A 17,922-nucleotide genomic window follows, 5' to 3' on the forward strand; every position below is an offset into this window, starting at 1 on the left:
CTGCCGACCCTCGACGACGCCAACTACCGCTGGGTCTGACCCGCCGTGGACCACGTCGGAGTCCGTCCCGACGATGTCTTTGTGAAACCATCAATTAAAGGTGTTCTGGCGGGAGAGGAGGGGGGTCCGCTGAATGCCGGTCGTCTGGCAGACGCCCGTCTGCCTCATTCGGGTGGAATCTTTCCCCCTGTCGGGGATCGGTGCTGGTCGCATGGGGTGAATGGGCCGCGTGGCTCGTTTCCCCGCACGGGGCGGGAGGCGTTGATGGGGACGTGAGTACCTCAAGCACCGCCCCGATACTGTCCGCCGCTCTCCGAACTCAGGCCCCGCCCAGCGTGCACGACTCCGGCGCGGAGACCGAGGCCGGCGTCATAGTCGTCCACTCCTGCACCACCCTCGGCTCCACCCTGATCGTCCGCCTCACCGGCGAGATCGACCACTTCAGTGCCGCCCCGCTGCGGGCGCTCCTGGCATCGGCGGTGGACGACGGCTACACCCGCCTCGTGCTGGACACCCGCCGCGTCACCTTCGCCGACTCCGGCTTTCTGGCCGTCCTGGAGTGGTGGCCCCGGCACGGGCACCGCCTCCGACTCGCGAACCGCTCCCGGGCCGTGAAGCGCCTCCTGCACGCGGCTGCCGCGACGACACAGCGGCCGGCCCAAGCCGGCTCGCTGACGGCGGCGGCAACGTCATGACGTTCATACTCCTGACCTGCACTCCGATGCTCGCGGCGGTCCTGCTGCTGCACTGGGAACCCCGCGAGCCGGGGCGCCGCCGGCCTAGGACCAGCCAGCCGCGTCGGCGTACACCCCGCAGGAACCTGATCCACTGTCCACTGGCACCCCCAGCCCTGACCCTGCCCGCCATGGCCTGACCCGGACAAGGGGTGGGCCGGTGACGGTCAGCGGGCCCACCCCCTTGTCCTGCCTCGTCCTTGACCCCGCCTGCCCGGACCGCACTGGTCGTCACCGGCGACCGGCGACCGGCAATCAGCGAGCGGCGCGGGCCGGGCGCAGGGCCAACGGTCAGCCGATGCTTCGCCCGCGGTCTCCGGTCCGCTGCGGTGGGATGTGGCGCAGCCGACGGCAAGGACGCCTGCTCGGGCCAGTCCCGTGTGCTTCGTCGTCGCAGCACCGGGGTGCGGCCTGCTCGGATTCCGCAGGCGCCACCGCCGGGGCGAGCGCGATCGCAGCGATGACCGCGATCACTGCGACGAGGATGATTCCGATACTCACGGACATGAGTCCCGCCTTTCGCCTTGACCTTTACCGGTTATGGCTACTCAGCGTTTCCAATATGGAGCACTGTAAACACAGTGAGTGATATTGGGAAGCGGGTCCGCGAGGCGGGGTCGCCGGCGCGGGGTCTCGGCTGCGAGAGTCCAGCGTGTCGAACGCACTCGCCTTGTCCGTGACGAGCAGCCGCTGACGCCGGGCAGCACGGGACCATGAGTCGTCGGCCTCACGACTCGGCGGACTCCGGCAGCAGTAGACCCGTCGGTGGGTGTGCCACCACGCCATCATCGAAGACCGGTGGCGCCGTCCATGACCCGGCCCCTTGCAGGTTCACCGTGCCGCCGGTGAATCTGGTGCCGCGGAAGCTCACTGTGCCGCCGGTGAACTCCACGTCGCGGAAGGTCACGTACCCGCCGACGAACGTCGCATAGTCGAAGGGCGGCCCCCTGGTGGGCGGTCCCGGCGGCTGGTGGCCAGTCCAGATTCCCCACGGACGGCCCGTTGAGGCGTCACGCTGCATCACTCATACCTTCGCCTCAGAGGTCGCTCACCCGGCTGGGGGAGGCAGATCGTTCAGGCGGCCGACGCCACGTCGCCGAGGTCGATGCGACGTTCAGGACATGACCAGTGCTGAACGGACGATGAAGGTGCTCTGGAGCGCCTGGTGGCAGCGATGGCCGGACTGGGTGGTCCGGGCAACGATGCTGTGGGCGGTGCTCTATGCCGGCTTCGGCCTGGCGTGCGCGCTGAGCGAGACCTCCTTGCTTCACCACGGCGGTGACTCAGGTGCCTCCGGGCTGGGGTGGGCGGTCGTGGGGGTGGGCGTGCTGGGGACGTTGGCCAGCGGGGCGGTTTTGCTGTTCGGGCTGTTGCCACCGCTGCGGGTACTGCTCTGGGTGGTTTGCGGGCTGGCCGGGATCACGGCGTTCAGCCTGTTGATGGACGTGATCACGCTGATGCTCGGTCAGGGACTGGACAGCCAGGCCTCCGCCGCGAACAAGGCCCTGGCGGCAGTCGGGGCGGTCTTGCTCGCGGCCACGGCCCGGTCCGACCACCGGCCCGCAACCGGTACTGCCGTACGCGCGCCGTCCACCACACCGCATCTCGTCCAACTCGCCGCATGGGCAGGCACGCTGGCCTTTGTCCCGTACGCGGCGATGAAGCTGGTCTGGGCGTCGGGCGGCACGTTCGCGGGGATCACCGGTGAGGAGATGCTCGCGGTCTCGGAGCGGAACGGCGCCTCGGGAATCTTCCTCACCCTGGAGTCCTGGGGCCTGGACCCCACCGCGCTGCTGGCCGCGCTCGGCGTTCTCCTGCTGTGGGGCCTGGTCCGCCCGTGGGGGCAGGTCTTCCCGCGCTGGACGCTGTTCCTGCGCGGCCGACGGGTGCCGCGCTGGCTCCCGCTCGCCCCGGCTCTGCTCGGCGCTGCGACGCTCGCCCCGTACGGCGTTGTGGGGGTCGGATACCTGGCCCTGGCCACGTCTGGCGTGGTGCCGATGCGGCGCGGCGACTTCCACTCCCCGGGCGACGCGCTGCTGGTCGGCTGGATCGGGATGGTCGCCTTCGCCGTTTACGGCATCGCCCTGACCATCGCGGCCCGCTCGTACTGGCTTCGGACACGTCCCGCCTGCCGATGAGTATGAACGCCGAGTAAGCGTCTGCGGCCAGTCAGGTCCCCTGCTCACTGGCCGCTCGTGGGGGATTCCAACTGGCCACCCGCATCAATGAGTCCGAAACCTTCCGGGAGTTCTTTCAGGAACGCGCGGCGATTCGGGTTGGTCTCGGTGGCCGCCATCTCTCCGGCCAGCTCGATGCTCCTGCCGCTGATCATTCGGCAGAGTGCTGACCACGTGGGCAACACCTTGCAGGACCTTGACCGCGTCGTCCGGATCCACCTGCTCGTCCTCGCTGCCGTCGATGAACCACAGGAATTCGACCAAAGCCTCGGCCAGGGCGGGGCAGGACGTCCTCGATGCGGCAGACACCTATCATGGGGACATGTGTTCGAATGTGGGTGCGGAGACGCGACCAGAGCTGACGGCGGCGTTGAGCGGGGACGAGCTGTCCCGCTGGTACTGGACGCTGGCCGAGCTGACCGTGTTCGCCCGCGAGCTCGGGGTGCCGCGGGGCGGTGGGAAGGCTGCACTGTCGGAGCGGCTGCGGGCCGCATTGGACGGCGTCGCACCGTCGGCCGCGCCACCCCGGAGGCGCAGCGCCGGCCGCCAGCTCGCCGCGCCAGTGCACGGGTTCACCGTGATTCCCGAGGGCCAGCGGTGCAGTCAGGTGCTGCGCGAGTACTTGCGCCGCGAGATCGGCCCGGGCTTCCATTTCGACGCCTCCATGCGGGCGTTCGTAGCCGAAGGTGCAGGACGCACCCTGGCCGATGCCGTTGCCCACTGGCACGCCACCCGCGAGGCCGCTGCCCAGCTTCAGGAGATCGGCCCGCAGTTCGAGCTCAACCGCTTTCTGCGGGGCTGGTATGCCGAGCATCCGGCTGGCAGCCGTGCCGAAGCGCTCGCCGCCTGGCGCGCTCACCGCGACCGGCCTCGGGGCCCGGCAGCGGGGTGACCGGTCCTCAGCTAGCTTCGGCGGCGAATGCTGGGAACCGTCATGTGACAGGACAGCGGCTTTCAGGTCGTGCCCGTTCCGCGGTGGGTGGAGCGCGGCTGGCCGCGGCGTGCCGGCCGGTGCACGGTTGAATCGCCTGCACGAAGCACCGGGTGCTGAGATGACCCTTGACGCGCCACCACGGATGCGGGCGGGCGAGCCCGTTCGCGGCAACGGCTCATGTGTGTTCCAGGTCGGGGCACATGGGTTCAAATCGGGGGAGCGCTGTGGCTCTGGCAGAGCGGCCTTCGCTGGCGTGGGGTATCGCTGACCTGGTGGCTCGGCAGTTGCTATCTGATGAACCACATCGGTATGCCGCGGCCCGGGGGAGGCCGCCCACGACCCGGCCCGTTCATGTGCTTGTCGCCGCGGCGTACTCCTTCCGGCAGGTTCGCCAGTACCTGCGCCGACGGCAGATCCGGCGCCGGCTTCCGATCCGGCGCCTCGTACGGGTAGTACCTGCCGTCAGTGGCTTTTTCAGGTGCCGCTCTGGCAGGCAGGGTGACGGGCATGGACATCTCGCCGTTCCTGCAGCGCAAGCTCGCCCGCCGCTTCGACACCTTCGACACCTTCGACACCAACCGTGACGGCTATATCGACCGCGCCCCGACTTCGAGTCGGCCTGCGACCGCCTCGCCACCGCTTTCCATCTCGCGCCTGAAGCCCCCGCGCTCAAGCACATGCGGGAGCTGAGCGACGGCCTGTGGCAGCACTTGTCACGGGCCGCGGACACCGACGTTGACGGACGCATCAGCCTCTCCGAGTACCAGACGGCGTTCGCCGCCGGGTTGCTGGTCACGCCCGCTTCCTTCGAAGCCGGGTACATGCCGTCCTCGATGCGCTGATGGACATCGCGGACGAGGACGGCGACGGGAAACTGACCCGGGATGAGCAGGTTCGCTGGTCCGGCGCCCTGATGGGGCTGCCTGAAGCGGACGCTCGCGAGGTCTTCGGCCGCCTCGACCGGGACGCCGACGGACTGATCACCCGGGACGACATGCTCCAGGCGATCCGTGAGTTCTACTTCAACGAGGAGCCGACCTCCACCGGTGTGTGGCTGCTCGGACCACTGGACCCCGCATAGCAGGCAAACCTGCCGCCCGGACGGACCGGTTTGAATTCAGCCGGCTGTTCATGTCCGCTCGAACCGGCCGTTCGGGTCACGACCGCCAGCCCGGTCGGCCGGCTGCCCCTGCAGGCCCGGCGCGGCTCCCGGGTCCCAAACCGACTCCCGGACTGGTCGCAGCCGCCGCGCCGTTACCGGGGGATGATCTGATCCACGGCCGCGGTCTGGGCGCGTCACACCCCGTCCGCTGTGGGAGGTAGAGGCAGCCGAGGGCGTCCTCGCAGGTGTGTCTGCCGCTACCGGCACCCTACGGCGGCAGCCCTGGCTTCCCGGCCCCCGTACCGCCCCCGAATCTCTGACGGCTTCGACCGTGCGAATCGTTCCTGCGGTGAACATCCGCGGCTGTGTGGGTGAGCCCAGCCCGCAATCGCTTCGGCGGAGGTGAGAAGGCCGGTAGAAGACGGGGGTCGTTCCGTCGTCCTGAGGGGTGTGAGTGATGAGCCGAGGCCTGATCGTCGTGGATGTGCAGAAGGACTTCTGCGAAGGAGGCAGTGTTCCGGTCGCGGGAGGCGCGAAGATCGCCACCGCGATCGCCGAGCTGGTGGAGCAGAGCGCGGACGGTGACTACCAGTACGTCGTGGCCACCCGCGACCACCACATCGACCCGGGCAGCCACTTCTCCTCGAACCCGGACTTCAAGGACAGCTTCCCCGTCCACTGCGTCGCCGGAGACGAAGGCGGGGAATTCCACCCGAACTTCGCCCCCGTCGCCGCCGACGGCAAGGTCCACGCCGTCTTCTTCAAGGGCGCCCACAGCGCGTCGAAGAGCGGCTTCGAAGGCGCGGACGCCGAAGGAACCTCCCTCGCGGACTGGCTGCGCGCACGCGGGGTGCGGAACGTCGACGTGGTCGGCATCGCAACCGACCACTGCGTGCGCGCCACCGCCCTGGACGCTGCCGCGGCCGGATTCAAAACCCGGGTGCGCCTGGACTACACGGTCGGTGTCGCCCCCGACACCATCGCCTCCACGCTGGACGACTTCCGCCAGGCGGGCGTCAAGGTGTCCGGCAAGGCACCGGCGCCGAAGTAGCCCAGCAGCAGGACACTCCTGCACCATGTGGCGGTCCACCCTCGCGGAATCAGGTCTGCGATCGTCCGCCTTCGGGCCGATGCTCGCCCTGGCCGCCGAGTACGCCCCCGGCTCCGGCGTCCTGGGCCCGCGGCGCGTCAGCCGAACGGGCCCGCGGGGGAGCGTGCCGGATCTTGGGCCTCAGGAGGCGCTGGGTGTCCAGTTGCCCAGCCAGTCGGCGATCTCCTGGCCGTCGGCCTGGGCGTCGGTCAGCTGCGGGCGGTCGCTGCTTGCGCTGCCGGCGCCGGGCCCGGTGTTCTCGTACTCGGCGAACCGGTCCTCCTTCCAGGAGAAGCCGCCCATGTCGCTCCATGGGGTGGTCTTGACGGCGCTGGGCAGGTAGGTGTTGCGCACGGTGGCCTGCGGGCGGAGGCTCGCGTCTCCACCCCCGTGCCAGTTGCGGCCGAGGTAGAAACTCCCGTCGGACACGTCACCGTTCACGATCGAGTTGATGACCAGGAAGCCCTTGCGGTCAGGCGGGGTGCCAGGCGCGAGGATGTAACCGCCCGAGGCGCCGTTCCAGCGCTTCTTCAAGGTGATCACGGACCTGTCCACCACAGCGGTCGCGCGGCCGTAGATGAAGTCGACGCTGCCCACGATGTAGGAGTTGGTGACGTAGACCCGGCTGGTCTTGTCCTTGCCGGCGAAGTCCATCAGCAACGTGTCCTGGTCGCCGTTGAGGATGAGACTGTCAAGAACGACCTTGTCGGCGGCGGTGCGCAGGGCCAACGCCTGCTGTCCGCCCTTGCCCTGATTCGCGTCCTCGTCGAAGTCGTTGGAGATGGTGAGGTTGCGGGCCTGGAACTCGTCGGCCAGCGCTACGACTGCGGCGCAGTCGGTGCCGTAGTCGCCCGAACCGTCGGGCTTGGGGGTGCCGGTCGACGTGTTGGAGATGATGACGGTGTCGTGGCGGCTGGCGCCCGAACCCTGGATGGTGACAAACGGCTTGTCCGCCGGGACCTTGACATGCTCGCGGTAGGTGCCGGGGCGGACCAAGATGACCACCCGGGAGGTGTTACCGGCCGGGACGGCGTTCACCGCGGCCTGAACGGTGGTGTACTGGCCGGAGCCGTCCTGGGCCACCGTGAGGGTGGCTGCGGGTCCTGCCCCTGCGGAGGCGCCGGCCGGCGTACCGATCATGGTCTGGGGACCGGAACCGGCCTTCACGCGTGCGGGCACGTCGGCAGCCGCGTCGAGAGTGTACTTGTAGTACTTCTTCGGATCGAATGCCTCGCCTCCCTGTTCGTTGCGGCCGGTCGTACCGACGAAGACGTTGCCGCGCTGGACGAGGGCGGCGGTGTCGTCCTTGATGACGGGGTTCTTGAAACCTTCGAAGTAGCTGTTTTCCAGCACCATCTTGGTCTTACCCCGGGCGTAGTTGCCGTAGGACGAGGTGATGGCCGTGCCCGGATCGTCCTGGAGGTAGTTGTTGTAGAGGTGCGCGTGAGCGACGTTGTCGGCGGACGGATTGCGCTGCTCGGTCTCGTGGAACCAGTTGTGGTGGATCGTGATGTCGGCAGTGGTGTTGGGCGTCCAGCCGATGCCGAACGCCTTGTTGTGGGTCCGCAACCGGTTCCAGGACACCGTCAGGTACGTGGTGTCCTTACGGCTGTCGATCAGGCCGTCGGCCATGTGGCTCAGATCGTTGTGGTCGATCCACACATGGTGGGCACCATCCATCTGGATGGCGTCGAAGTCGTCTACCTTGTCGCTCCAGCGGTCCTGATAGGAGTCACGGATCGTCAGATTGCGGATGATGACGTTGTGCACGCCCTGGCCGAGGAAGAACCCGCCGCCGACGATGTGGCCCGAGGTCCCCGAGCCGACGATCGTCTTGTCCGAGGCGACCTTGATCTCCTTGCCCTTGGGATTCATGGTGATCTCCGCCGCCACGACGATGACGTACGGCTTCCTCGCAGTGGCGTACTTCTCCAGGTCGGCGAGGGTCTTCACGGTGACGGTCTCGCCGTCCCGTCCGCCGTACGTGCCCTTCTGCCCCATCGCGTTGACGGAGGCGAACCCGTCGGCGACGTCGCTCGCCCAAGTCGTCGCCTTGGCCGCCGACGCGTTAGCCGCCGACGCCTTGGCCGCCGACGCCTTTGGCTGGGCGTCCTTGCCGAACAACCCTGCCGCTCCGCCGTACGCCATACCGGCCGCGAGGACCACCGCCGTGGGGACCCCCACCGCCATGCGGAGCCTGCGCCTGCGGTGCCGCGCCTTGTGCTGGATCGTTTCCATCGTCTTGCCTGCCTCGGTGACCGAACTCGAACATTGCCCCAACGGGTTGCCACCGGGGGCGGAAAGGTTGCCGTCGATCGCGCATCGGTCGGGTGAAAGCACTGCGGGGCGCTGGTGGCGGTGAGGGCCTGTGCGGAAGAGTCGGCGAGGGCGGGATGATGCGGACCATGTCGACCGGGCGGATCAATCTCTGGATTGGCTGGAGGCTACGAAAAGTGTCCGCACAGAGGTGTGATGAGTGCTCGGGGATGGACTCGGTCCGGGTGCAGGGGTGGGTATCAGCTGGGTTTCCGGCCAGGAGTGAGGCGCTCGCAGCCCAGCCGCAGGTCGGCAGCATCCAGGTGCGGGTGGCATCCGTTTGGCCGGGCATGAGGATCCTTCTTGCCGCACCGCTGGCCGCCGCGGCCCTCCTCCCGGCCGCCGTCCCCGCATCAGCGGACGACTGCGGCGGCGGAGGCCGTCCATAAGGCTGGCGGCGCCGATGACGACGGCGAGGGGGCCGGCGAGTTCCCGGTAGATGGCCGACGGCTGCGACGTCCCCGATGGTGAGGGCGGGTCGGGCGTCGCAGACGGATGCGCGGTCGGTTGCGCAGTTGTGTGAGCCGGGTGTGGGGCTTTTGAAGTCCTGCCGGGTCTCTTCGTAAGCCTGGTGCAGCACGAAGGAACGCAGTCGAATGCCGTAGCCGTCCTCACTCTGGAGCGCCAGGGTTGGCGGAGCTCACCGGTTCGGCCCATCGCCCGTAACGGGCGGGCGCCTCCGGCCGTTGTGGGGGACGTCCATGCCGTACTCCCCGCGGCAGAGTGAGTTCAAGGAGATCTTGATGTTCCGTATTGCCAAGGCTGTAGCCGTTTCCGCCGCCGCTGGTGCCGTCCTGGCAGGCGGGGCCGGCATGGCCGCCGCCGACGCCGTGGCCGAGGGCGCTGCCATCGGCTCCCCGGGTGTCCTGTCCGGCAACGTCGTCCAGGTGCCCATCCACATCCCGATCAACCTCTGCGGCAACACCGTCAACATCGTCGGCGTCCTCAACCCCGCCTTCGGCAACACCTGCATCAACAACGGCGGTCTCGAGGGCCACCACAAGGCCGACCACCACGGCGAGCACTGACAGCACCAGGTCCTGGACCCGGCGCGCTCGTCGCGCCATCACATCCAGCGCCGCCATGTGAACCAGCCGCAGCGTAAGCCCTGCGGGGATCGGCCTCCCCTCATCCTCCAAGGGGAGGCCGATCTCATGACGGCGCCAGTGCGTGCAGCCAGCCAGCCAGGGGGTTCCGCTCCGCCCGGTGCGCGCGCCGGACCTCTTGGCGCAATGGGTCGTGGGGCGGCCCGGTGCTGCTGCCAGAGCGCTCTGGTCACCGGGCCTCGCCCGCGCACGCCCTATCGGCGCGGACTGGGCCCGACCATAGCCGCGGCTGGCCAGCGCCGCGCAGCACCAGCACAGCGTTCGGCATCCTGTGTGAACGCGGGGGGCCGGCGTTGACGCCCGGTGCTGACACCGCCCCTCCCACGAGAGTCCGGCCCGGGGACCCCTCTCCCGCATCGGCATCTGGCACCGCGTTCGGCTGCGGACCCCGCTGACCGCCCTGCACCTGGCGTCCGAGCGGATGGCGGGCTCGCCGGAGTCGGTGAGGGTCGAGGCGGCGGTGGGCGTACTGGAGACGGAACTCCAGACCATCATCACCGCGGCGCGCAGCCCGTTGGCGGTGGGGCCGATGGGCAGGGCATGTTCGGTACGGAAGCGGGCGTGGCTCACCACGCCACCGGTGCGGACGACCCCGACCCCGTCCGGCACCCCGTTCGGGGCCCGGTCGTGCGCACCGCCCAGGCCGTGGAACCGGTCGTGCGCGACGCCGGTCCCGGCAGCCCGGCACAGGAACGGGCCCTCTCGCTCGGAAGCAGCACCGGTTCCTCGGGCTCTGCCACGACATCGCCCGCACGGCCCGCCGCCGTAACCGGCGGCTCGATGCGCATCGCGCGCGGCCGGCGCGGAGGCGCGCACCCCACCGTGGTCTTCTCGCTCGCTCCACCGTGCTGTCCGGGCGCAGGCCGCATTTCCCAACGGGTGACGCGCCAGGATGGCCGGGCGGCCGGTGAACGACGCCTCCCGGGCACGCGCCGGGGCCCGCCCGCGCCGCGCCGGGGCCCGCCCGCGCCCCTGCGAGGGCTGAGCGGCGCTATCCAGCAGGCGGCGCTATCCGGCAGGCGGCGCTCCGGTCGTCGTGCGGAGAACGCCGATCTTGTCGATGCGGTGCTCGGGATTCCCCTGCGCATCGCTCCAGAAGTTGCCTTCGGCATGGTCTTCCGGGGTGGCGCAGGTCGAGATCGTGATCATGGCCTGGGTCGGGGCCACACCCGGCATTCCGGGGACCGCGGCGCGCTGCTCGCTCAGGGAGCGTTCCGACCGGAAGGACGTCTTGCGGCTCGCGGTGATCTCGTACGTGTACACCACATCGCCCACGGTCACGAGCACCGAGTCGCCCTCCGCCACGCCGGGCAGGTCACGCAGCGGGCCGCCCGCCGACAGGCGGTGCGCGGTGACCAGGAAATTGCCCACCTGGCCGGGCCCCACTCCGCCACGCTTCCCGTACGGGCTGGCCGCCACACCCTTGTCCTGCATACGGGTGCCGGGCGCATCGTCGGTGGTGCCCTCGTACGGCATCACGCGCAGCCCGGTTATGCCCGCCGAGGGGATGGACAGGACGGAGGCCTCGGTCGGCACGGAGGCAACCAGTGGCTCGGACGGCCGCGCGGCGGTGGCGGCCGGGGCTGAAGCGGGTGCCGCTGCCGCTGCCGTCGTCGTCGGCGGTGCGGGAGCCGCCGGGCCGGCGGCAGTCTGGGTGGTGGTGCAAGCCGCCATCAGGACGACCATGGCGCCGGCCGCCGCGGCGGATGCGGCTCGGGACGGGAAATGCAGGGGCATGGGCGGTTCCGTACTGGCCGGCGGGGTCGTCGGGGCAGGTGCTCGACCCGGTTTGCCCGCCAGAGTGACATACGCAGCAAGAGGTTCATAAGGGCTGGACCTGTGACCTTCGCCCTCCCGGGACGGGACGGGGCGCGGCTATGGCGGGGTCAGGACGCGGTGACGGTCAGGACGTGGTGGCTGTGAGGACGCCCATCTTGTCGAAGCGGTGTTGGGGTTGTTCTGCACGTCCCGCCAGTGATTGCCTGCCGCATCGTCCTCGGGCGTGAGGCAGGTGGTCACGGTGATCATCGCGCGGGTAGGGGCGGGGCCGGGGAAGCCGGGGACAGCGGCGCGCTGCGCGGCCATGGAGGAAAGGCTGCCGTCAGGTCCTCCGAGTTGACCGGTGCGCGTAGCTCCGACCGAGGCAAGATCGTTCATCGCCCCCAGCTATCCACCGGGCCGACGCGATGCAGGGTGGCGCGCTGTGGCCTTTGGAATCTGTTCGGAGGCGGCGGTCCGCAGGGCAGGGTCGGGCCCCGCTCAGTTTCCCTTTCGTCCGCTTCTGGGTGGATGGCCGAAAGGTGGGCAGGCGCCGACGGGGGAAACGGAAATCTCGATCCTTCGATATTCCAGGAGGAGCCTTGAGTGACTTCCAGGACTCGAGCCGCCGGCAGGAAAGCAACACGACGGCGGTAGCGCAGACGGCTCAGGAAAAGGCCGGCGAGGGTGTTTCCCTGCTGGGCGGCAAGGCCGCCGAGGTGGGGAGCACGGTGAAGGAGCAGGCGGCGGACGTTGCAGGCGAGGCCACTACCCAGGCCCGCAACCTCGTCGGCGGCCTGCGTGATCAACTTCAGGGGCAGGCGCGGAACCAGACGCAGAGCCTGGCGGAGAACGTGCGCCGGCTTGCCCACGAGCTACGGGAGATGAGTGAGAACGGCAATCCGGATTCAACCGTGGCGGGAGTGGCCCGCCAGATAGCTGACGGCGGCAACCAGGTCGCCGCACGCTTGGAGCAGCGCGGGCCCGACGGGCTGGTCAGCGACCTTCAGAACTTCGCCCGCCGCCGCCCGGGCGCCTTCCTGGCCGGCGCGGCTGCGGCCGGGTTCCTGGTCGGCCGGGCGGGCAAGGGAATGAGCGCGGCAGCCTCTCCGGACAGCGGCACCGGCCCCGGCGACGGCGGCGAGTTCGCCGCCGGCCGGACCGTCGGACGCACCCAAATGCCTGAGGGATACGAGGACCTGACCGACACCTACGGCCAGTCACAGCCCCCGCATGTGGTGCCGACCCCGCCGTCCTACCCGCCGTCGGACGGCGCGCAGCCGTACGGCGGCTCGCCCCGGTCAGCAGAAGGGATGTGACCCGTGGTAACCGCATACCAGGAACGGCCGACACGCCCTGTCCGGCCTCACACGGATTCCACCGAGCAGTCGGTCGGCGATCTGGTCGGTGAGATCAGCCAGGATCTGTCCGGGCTGATCCGCACCGAGATCGAACTGGCGAAGGTCGAGCTCAAGCAGGAATCCGCGAAGGCCGGCAAGGCGTTCGGGATGCTGGGCGGCGCAGGCTACGCCGGTCACATGGCCTTGCTGTTCGGCAGCCTGACAGCCGCCTTCGCGATGGCCCACGTGATCGACATTGCCTGGGCCGCACTGATCGTCACCGCCCTGTGGGCCGCCGTAGGCGCGGCGCTGTACGTGAGCGGACGGGCAGGTTGGCGCAACGTCCATCTCAAGCCCGAGCAGGCCGTGGAGTCGCTGAAGGAGGATGCGCGATGGGCGCGACACCCGACGAGCTGAGGACCGACGCGGAGTACCGGCGTGCGCACCTGGCGCGCACCGTCGACGCTCTGGCGGAGAGGATGACCCCGCGCAGGGTGGCACGGCGCAAGGCCGATTCGGTGCGCCACCGGGTCAGCGGAGTGAAGGAGCGTGTGATGGGCACAGCGCACGACACGGCGCACGACGCGTCCGAGAGTCTGAGCCAGGCCTCGGACAGCATCACGAGAACTGCCAAAGAGGTCGGTGGAACAGTGAGCGAGACTCTTCAGCAGGCGCCCTCGCAGGTGAAGCAGCAGACACAAGGCAGCCCCTTGGCAGCCGGAGTCATGGCCTTCGGCGCCGGCATGCTGGCTGCCGCTCTCCTACCGACCACGGAGGTGGAGGAACGCGCTGGCCGGCAACTGCGCGAGCACTCCGGAGAAGTGCTGGAACCCGTCAAGCAGACGGTCGTCGAAGCAGCTCAAGAGGTCAGGGAGGAGATGCGGGGGCCCGCGGCCGAGGCCGTGGCAGCGGTGAAGAGCACCGCCCAGGAGGCAGCGGAAACGACCAAGGAACACGCCCAAAGCGCTGGCCAGGAGACGGCGGACGGGCTGCGGCAAGTGGGCCAGGACGCCGCCGCGGAAGTGCGCCGCCCCACCGCCGGTCCCGGGTCTACTTCTGACTGATCCCGCCATCAAGCCGTGGGCGGGACAAGCGGGTCGCCCCGCTGGTCCCGCCCCCTCCCGCTCCGCCCCGGTGGTCAGGCGAAAGCGTTCCGCGGGCGGACTGACGTTGCTTCGGTTTGGCGGACATCCCAGATCTGGGGATGCGACGAACGGACGGAGCTGCGGCGGGACAACCGCCGTCTGCCGGAGGACACCGAGATCCTCAAGCGAGCCACGTGCTCAGCCGGTGCGCCGCGCATTCATTGCCGATCCAACGCCGCACGGCAGGGCGAGCGCCGGCCGGTGTGGGCATCACCGCAGCGTGATCTCTTCGCCGATTGACTGCTCGCGGGCGGACGCGATGACCAGGGCGGTGGCCGCGGCGTCCTGTACTGCGACGCCGACAGACTTGTAGAGGGTGATCTGGTCCGGCGCGGTGCGTCCCGATTTGCCTCCGGCGATGAGTTCGCCCAGCTCGGCGTGCACGTGATCGGCTGTGATGAGGCCGTCGCGGATCGGCATGAGCAGGTCGTTGCTGCCCGCGGGTAGCGGGGCAAGCACGGCCTGGCGCGATTCGACGCACACCAGCGCGTCGACGACTGTGGCATCGTCGATCTCGCGGCCGGCCGGGTTGTACCCCACGGACGTGATGTGCACCCCGGGTGTCAGCCAGGAGCGGCGGATCACGGGTTCGACGGCGTGCGTCGTCGCGGCGGCGATGTCCGCGCCGTGGAGCGCCTCGGCGTAGCTGGACACCGCCTGCACGTCGGCCTCCAGTACGGATGAGAGTTCCTCGGCCAGGGCAGCGGCTTTCACCGGGTCCCGGCCGGCCACGCGGATCTGCCGGATGGGGCGGACCCGGCAGATCGCGCGGGCGTGGGACCGGGCCTGCACGCCGGTGCCCAGCACTGCGAGCACCGTCGCGTCCTCGCGGGCCAGCAGTCGCGCCGACAGCGCGGAGCAGGCGCCGGTTCGCGCTGCGGTGATGGCTGTACCGTCCAGCAGCGCAGCGGGCTCGCCGGTGTCCGGATCAAACGCCACGATCAGCGCCTGATGGGTAGGCAGCCGTGCCCCGTCGTTGTGCGGGAAGAGCGACACCAGCTTGGTCATGAGCACCCCGGCCGACGGCAGGAAGCCCGGCATGGCCGCCAGGAATCCCTCGCGTTCGGGCACCAGGGCGGCAACGCGGTGGGGTACCGAGGCGCGGCCGGCACTGAGGTCTGCCATCGCCGGGGCCAGGGCGTCGATCAGCGAGTCCACGTCGAGTAGGGCCTCGACCTGCGAGCGGCCCAGAACAAGCATGCGCCTCAACCTCCCACACCGGTCACCCGGCCAGCGACCGCACAGGCAAAGCGTCAACCGCAGGCCCCTTTTGCCCCTGCTACGACACACCGTTCTTCCTGAGTACGTTCATCCGTACGCGCCTGAGCACATCAGCGTGTACGCCGACAACAGCTACCTGGCGCTCCGTGCGCCTGGTCGAACCAGCCGCTGTCCCGCGTCACACCGCCTCCCCGCAGCGAATCCCTCTGCCAGGAGTGCCGTGATCGGCTTGACGAGTCGCAGCAGGAGCCGCTCACGGCAGGGGCGGCGAGGGTGATGTGGCGGCGCCGGCCGGCGGGCGCCGCCCGAGTGAGGCACAGGGCGGGGCCGAGACCTCGCAGTTCATCGGAGGGCGCAGTGGAGGTCTCGAGTGAGCCGCTGAACCAGCGCTGGTGCTTCGTCCTGCGGGTACGTGTGCCGCCCCGGGAAGAGGCAGGCAGTCGCCGGGGTGCTGAACAGGTCGTTCCAATGGTCCAGTTGGTCGGGTGACACCAAGGGGTCCGCGTCGCCTCCGTACAGGGCCAGAGCCGTGTCGAGGGGTGGTTCGTCGTGGTGTCGATGGTGCAGGGCGAGAACCAGGTCCGCGACGAACGGAGTGCACAGGCGCGCCACCGCCACCGGATCCGCCAGCAGCTCGGCGGGGAGGGGTCCGGCCATGTCGGAGAAGGCGTCGAGACCCGAGGTGAGGACGGAGGCCATCAGGCGTTCCAGGTCCCCCCGGTGGGGTGCGGGAAGCGCGGAGAGCGCCACGAGTACGGGTCCCCGTCGGCCCATGCGGCGCAGGCGGCGCGCACTCTCGTACGCGAGGAGGGCGCCGAGACTGTGTCCGAACAGGGCGAAGGGGCGCGGGTCGCGGCACGCGTCGTCGAGGTGGGCGGCGAGCGCGGCGGTGACCGACCGCGGATCGGTCGCTGACGCCTCGTCGCGGCGGCTGCCGCGGCCGGGCAGCGCGACGGCGTACGGCTCGACGCTGGCCGGCAGCAGCGCCGCCCAGGCCGCTCCCGACAACATGCCGGATACGCCTGCGGTTACGGCCCCGCGTCGCAATCCTTCCGGCGGAACGTGATCGGCCGTACCGGCACGACCCGATGGCCCTGTCCGGACCGGAAGGGGAGCTGGTGGGAAAAGGGGAGCTGGCGAAGGACGCGGGTTCCGGGCCGGTTCCCTGAGGGTCCATCGGCCTGGCGATCGAGGAGGAGCGGCCTCTCATCGCGTTCCAGGGTCGGGAACCGGACATTGCGTAGGAGATTTCCTGAAACATCGGACTCGATCCCCTTACGTGCCGGAGCATGCTGACTACGGCCTCGCTCCACGGGGGCGACGGCGTCCGACCGCAGGGAGACACGGATGAAGCGTTCGACGAGGCGGTTACGCAAGCCACAGCTGCTGGGCGTGGGAGTGATGACGCTCCTCCTCGGCCTGGTCGCCGCCCCCACCGCGCAGGCGGCCCCGGCCCCGGCTGCAGCTGCCGAGCAGTGCACCGGCAGCTGGGACGGCAAGACGTACTGGGCCAAGGACCCGGCCCGCCGCAACGGCGGCGGCTACGCGCGGACCTACTGGAACAGCTCCACCAAGCGCAACTGTGCGAAGTTCTGGTCCAGCCCTTACGACGGGCTCGCCTCCCACATCACCCTGGCGATCTTCGACGAGGGCGGCGACTACTCCATCGATCCGCCGAAGGAGCACCCGGCCAACTACCGCTACCACGCCGGCCCCCTCTACACCTGGTTCGACGCGAAGGGGCAGTGCATCAGCCTGAGCGGCTCCCTGGTCCGAGGCGGAGTGACCTACCGGCTGGAGACCGGGCCGATCCGGTGCGGCTGACCCGTCACCGTCCGACCCGACGGTACGGCCGGCCGCCCCTGAAATGCCTTCAGCGTGGCCACGTGGTCCGCGTCGTCGACTCCCTCGTGGAGGGCGGCGCGGATCGCCGGGGGAGGGCCGGGGGAGGGGGGCACTGCGTGCGAGGTCGACGCGGGCCTGTTCACCCTCCTCGGTGAGCCACAGCCGGTCTTCGGCGTCGCGGGTCAGCCAGCCGCGTTCCGCGAGCCCCTCGGCCTCCGCCGCCACGCCAGATCGTCCTCGGGGCTGATGTAAGAGGCCTCCCCGAGCCCGCTGCCAGGCTTACTGAAGCGGGCCTATCCGATGAGGCCGAGCCAGGAGCGGTACGCCGAGGCGAAGGGTTCGACGCCCTCACCCTCGTCTTGGCGCCGGACCTTCTCCATCAACCACTCGCACGTCTGTTGCGCCGCGTCGACGACGCTGTCGGGGTAGCCGTAGCGCATACGGCGTTCGGCGAACTGGTCCTCGTCCTCGACATGGGCCTCGCCGCCCCGAGGCCGCACGACATCGAGATCAAGGTCCACCATGCTCACGACGGTCCCTTCCGCATTCCACTCGGGCACCGTGCACACGTCGCAATACACTTCGGGACCCGGGTCCGCACAAAACGTGGCCGTCCACCACTCACCGCGCGGGACCAACAGCACGTACGCGAACCGGCTCGGATCCTCCCCCGTGGACGAACTGACCGGCACCCCCTGCGCCGTGCCCAACCACACGCCGTGCTGGTCCTCTCCCAGCCGGACAGCAGTCCACCGCGCGCTCAGACTGCCGTCGTACTTGCGGACGTCCACCACCACGGAAGCGCTCTCTTCGACCATGCCAACACGCTAACCCGACGGCGTCAGCCAAGCCGCCGCGCGCGCCCGGCAGCCTAACCGGGCGGGGAAGTGACCCTGCGGGGGAGTGTCCCGTCGACCGCATCGGGTGCCGCAAGACGCCGCCCCGGTCGACGGCTCGGTCTGCGCTGACCTCGGCTACCAGGTCCGGGCGGACCATGGTCACGTCCAGGACGTCATGGCTCCCCCAGGGGGATGCGAACCGCACACCTTCCCAGGGGTGCCCGTGGGTGGCCCCCAGGTAGAGGCCGCCGCTCGTGGACCATTTCCGCCGGCTTCCGGCCACGAGAACAAGGTCGTGCGGCCTGTGTGAACCGG

General features: G+C 69.8%; 19 protein-coding genes and 1 pseudogene. 12 read left to right on the forward strand and 8 right to left on the reverse strand.

Going from position 1 to position 17,922, the window contains the following annotated elements; translation table 11 throughout:
• The first annotated feature begins 335 nt into the window (after positions 1 to 335).
• The gene (locus AC07DU_RS33325; protein ID WP_479115642.1) at positions 336 to 695 is read left to right on the forward strand and encodes an STAS domain-containing protein; all 360 of its coding nucleotides are present in this window, start codon (positions 336 to 338) and stop codon (positions 693 to 695) included.
• A gap of 766 nt (positions 696 to 1,461) precedes the next feature.
• On the opposite strand, the gene AC07DU_RS33330 is transcribed toward AC07DU_RS33325, so the two are convergent.
• Positions 1,462 to 1,755, reverse strand: a complete 294-nt coding sequence (locus AC07DU_RS33330) for a hypothetical protein (RefSeq protein WP_479115644.1) — start codon at positions 1,753 to 1,755, stop codon at positions 1,462 to 1,464.
• A 100-nt stretch (positions 1,756 to 1,855) separates the two neighbouring features.
• On the opposite strand from AC07DU_RS33330, the gene AC07DU_RS33335 reads away from it, so the two are divergent.
• Entirely contained in the window at positions 1,856 to 2,872 is a 1,017-nt protein-coding gene (locus AC07DU_RS33335; RefSeq protein WP_479115646.1) for a hypothetical protein, read from the forward strand.
• A 44-nt stretch (positions 2,873 to 2,916) separates the two neighbouring features.
• On the opposite strand, the gene AC07DU_RS33340 is transcribed toward AC07DU_RS33335, so the two are convergent.
• Complete coding sequence (locus AC07DU_RS33340; protein ID WP_479115648.1) at positions 2,917 to 3,066, reverse strand: hypothetical protein; 150 nt, start codon at positions 3,064 to 3,066, stop codon at positions 2,917 to 2,919.
• Between the two features lie 41 nt (positions 3,067 to 3,107).
• On the opposite strand from AC07DU_RS33340, the gene AC07DU_RS33345 reads away from it, so the two are divergent.
• The 5 genes from AC07DU_RS33345 (at position 3,108) to AC07DU_RS33365 (ending at position 5,998) form a co-directional block, all read left to right on the forward strand.
• Positions 3,108 to 3,803, forward strand: a complete 696-nt coding sequence (locus tag AC07DU_RS33345) for a DUF6434 domain-containing protein (protein ID WP_479115650.1) — start codon at positions 3,108 to 3,110, stop codon at positions 3,801 to 3,803.
• Positions 3,804 to 4,352: 549 nt separating this feature from the next.
• On the forward strand, positions 4,353 to 4,535 hold the full coding sequence (locus AC07DU_RS33350; RefSeq protein ID WP_479115652.1) for an EF-hand domain-containing protein: 183 nt from the start codon (positions 4,353 to 4,355) through the stop codon (positions 4,533 to 4,535).
• On the forward strand, positions 4,523 to 4,687 hold the full coding sequence (locus tag AC07DU_RS33355) for a hypothetical protein (RefSeq protein WP_479115654.1): 165 nt from the start codon (positions 4,523 to 4,525) through the stop codon (positions 4,685 to 4,687). The genes AC07DU_RS33350 and AC07DU_RS33355 overlap by 13 nt, the downstream gene beginning before the upstream one ends.
• Positions 4,687 to 4,926, forward strand: a complete 240-nt coding sequence (locus AC07DU_RS33360; RefSeq protein ID WP_479115656.1) for an EF-hand domain-containing protein — start codon at positions 4,687 to 4,689, stop codon at positions 4,924 to 4,926. Before AC07DU_RS33355 ends, AC07DU_RS33360 begins: the two co-directional genes overlap by 1 nt.
• A gap of 478 nt (positions 4,927 to 5,404) precedes the next feature.
• Complete coding sequence (locus AC07DU_RS33365) at positions 5,405 to 5,998, forward strand: isochorismatase family protein (RefSeq protein WP_479036378.1); 594 nt, start codon at positions 5,405 to 5,407, stop codon at positions 5,996 to 5,998.
• Positions 5,999 to 6,178: 180 nt separating this feature from the next.
• Here AC07DU_RS33365 and AC07DU_RS33370 read toward each other — a convergent pair whose 3' ends face one another.
• On the reverse strand, positions 6,179 to 8,275 hold the full coding sequence (locus AC07DU_RS33370) for a pectinesterase family protein (protein ID WP_479115658.1): 2,097 nt from the start codon (positions 8,273 to 8,275) through the stop codon (positions 6,179 to 6,181).
• A gap of 821 nt (positions 8,276 to 9,096) precedes the next feature.
• Here AC07DU_RS33370 and AC07DU_RS33375 point away from each other — a divergent pair.
• A complete protein-coding gene (locus AC07DU_RS33375; RefSeq protein WP_479115660.1) occupies positions 9,097 to 9,381 on the forward strand; it encodes a chaplin in 285 nt (94 codons plus the stop codon).
• Positions 9,382 to 10,467: 1,086 nt separating this feature from the next.
• Here AC07DU_RS33375 and AC07DU_RS33380 read toward each other — a convergent pair.
• Together AC07DU_RS33380 and AC07DU_RS33385 are read right to left on the reverse strand one after the other, a co-directional pair.
• Positions 10,468 to 11,196: a class E sortase gene (locus AC07DU_RS33380; protein WP_479115662.1), complete on the reverse strand. Its 729-nt coding sequence runs from the start codon at positions 11,194 to 11,196 to the stop codon at positions 10,468 to 10,470.
• Positions 11,197 to 11,362: 166 nt separating this feature from the next.
• Positions 11,363 to 11,547: pseudogene (locus tag AC07DU_RS33385) on the reverse strand (sortase); the annotation flags it as partial.
• A 272-nt stretch (positions 11,548 to 11,819) separates the two neighbouring features.
• Here AC07DU_RS33385 and AC07DU_RS33390 point away from each other — a divergent pair.
• The 3 genes from AC07DU_RS33390 to AC07DU_RS33400 are packed head-to-tail and all read left to right on the forward strand — an operon-like array spanning position 11,820 to position 13,621.
• Positions 11,820 to 12,536 (forward strand): hypothetical protein, encoded by a 717-nt coding sequence (locus AC07DU_RS33390; RefSeq protein ID WP_360893347.1) that lies wholly within the window; start codon positions 11,820 to 11,822, stop codon positions 12,534 to 12,536.
• A gap of 3 nt (positions 12,537 to 12,539) precedes the next feature.
• Positions 12,540 to 12,974 carry a phage holin family protein gene (locus AC07DU_RS33395; protein WP_479036366.1) on the forward strand — a complete coding sequence of 145 codons (435 nt, stop codon included), beginning with the start codon at positions 12,540 to 12,542 and terminating at the stop codon, positions 12,972 to 12,974.
• Entirely contained in the window at positions 12,950 to 13,621 is a 672-nt protein-coding gene (locus tag AC07DU_RS33400) for a DUF3618 domain-containing protein (protein WP_479115664.1), read from the forward strand. The genes AC07DU_RS33395 and AC07DU_RS33400 overlap by 25 nt, the downstream gene beginning before the upstream one ends.
• Positions 13,622 to 13,912: 291 nt before the next feature.
• Here AC07DU_RS33400 and AC07DU_RS33405 read toward each other — a convergent pair whose 3' ends face one another.
• Positions 13,913 to 14,902: an ornithine cyclodeaminase family protein gene (locus AC07DU_RS33405; RefSeq protein ID WP_360893356.1), complete on the reverse strand. Its 990-nt coding sequence runs from the start codon at positions 14,900 to 14,902 to the stop codon at positions 13,913 to 13,915.
• Between the two features lie 363 nt (positions 14,903 to 15,265).
• The gene (locus AC07DU_RS33410) at positions 15,266 to 15,934 is read right to left on the reverse strand and encodes a thioesterase II family protein (RefSeq protein WP_479115666.1); all 669 of its coding nucleotides are present in this window, start codon (positions 15,932 to 15,934) and stop codon (positions 15,266 to 15,268) included.
• A gap of 336 nt (positions 15,935 to 16,270) precedes the next feature.
• On the opposite strand from AC07DU_RS33410, the gene AC07DU_RS33415 reads away from it, so the two are divergent.
• Positions 16,271 to 16,747 carry a hypothetical protein gene (locus tag AC07DU_RS33415; protein WP_453373948.1) on the forward strand — a complete coding sequence of 159 codons (477 nt, stop codon included), beginning with the start codon at positions 16,271 to 16,273 and terminating at the stop codon, positions 16,745 to 16,747.
• Between the two features lie 314 nt (positions 16,748 to 17,061).
• On the opposite strand, the gene AC07DU_RS33420 is transcribed toward AC07DU_RS33415, so the two are convergent.
• Entirely contained in the window at positions 17,062 to 17,586 is a 525-nt protein-coding gene (locus AC07DU_RS33420) for a DUF402 domain-containing protein (RefSeq protein WP_479115668.1), read from the reverse strand.
• Positions 17,587 to 17,922: the final 336 nt, after the last annotated feature.

The organism is Streptomyces sp. NPDC045695 (assembly GCF_056432025.1).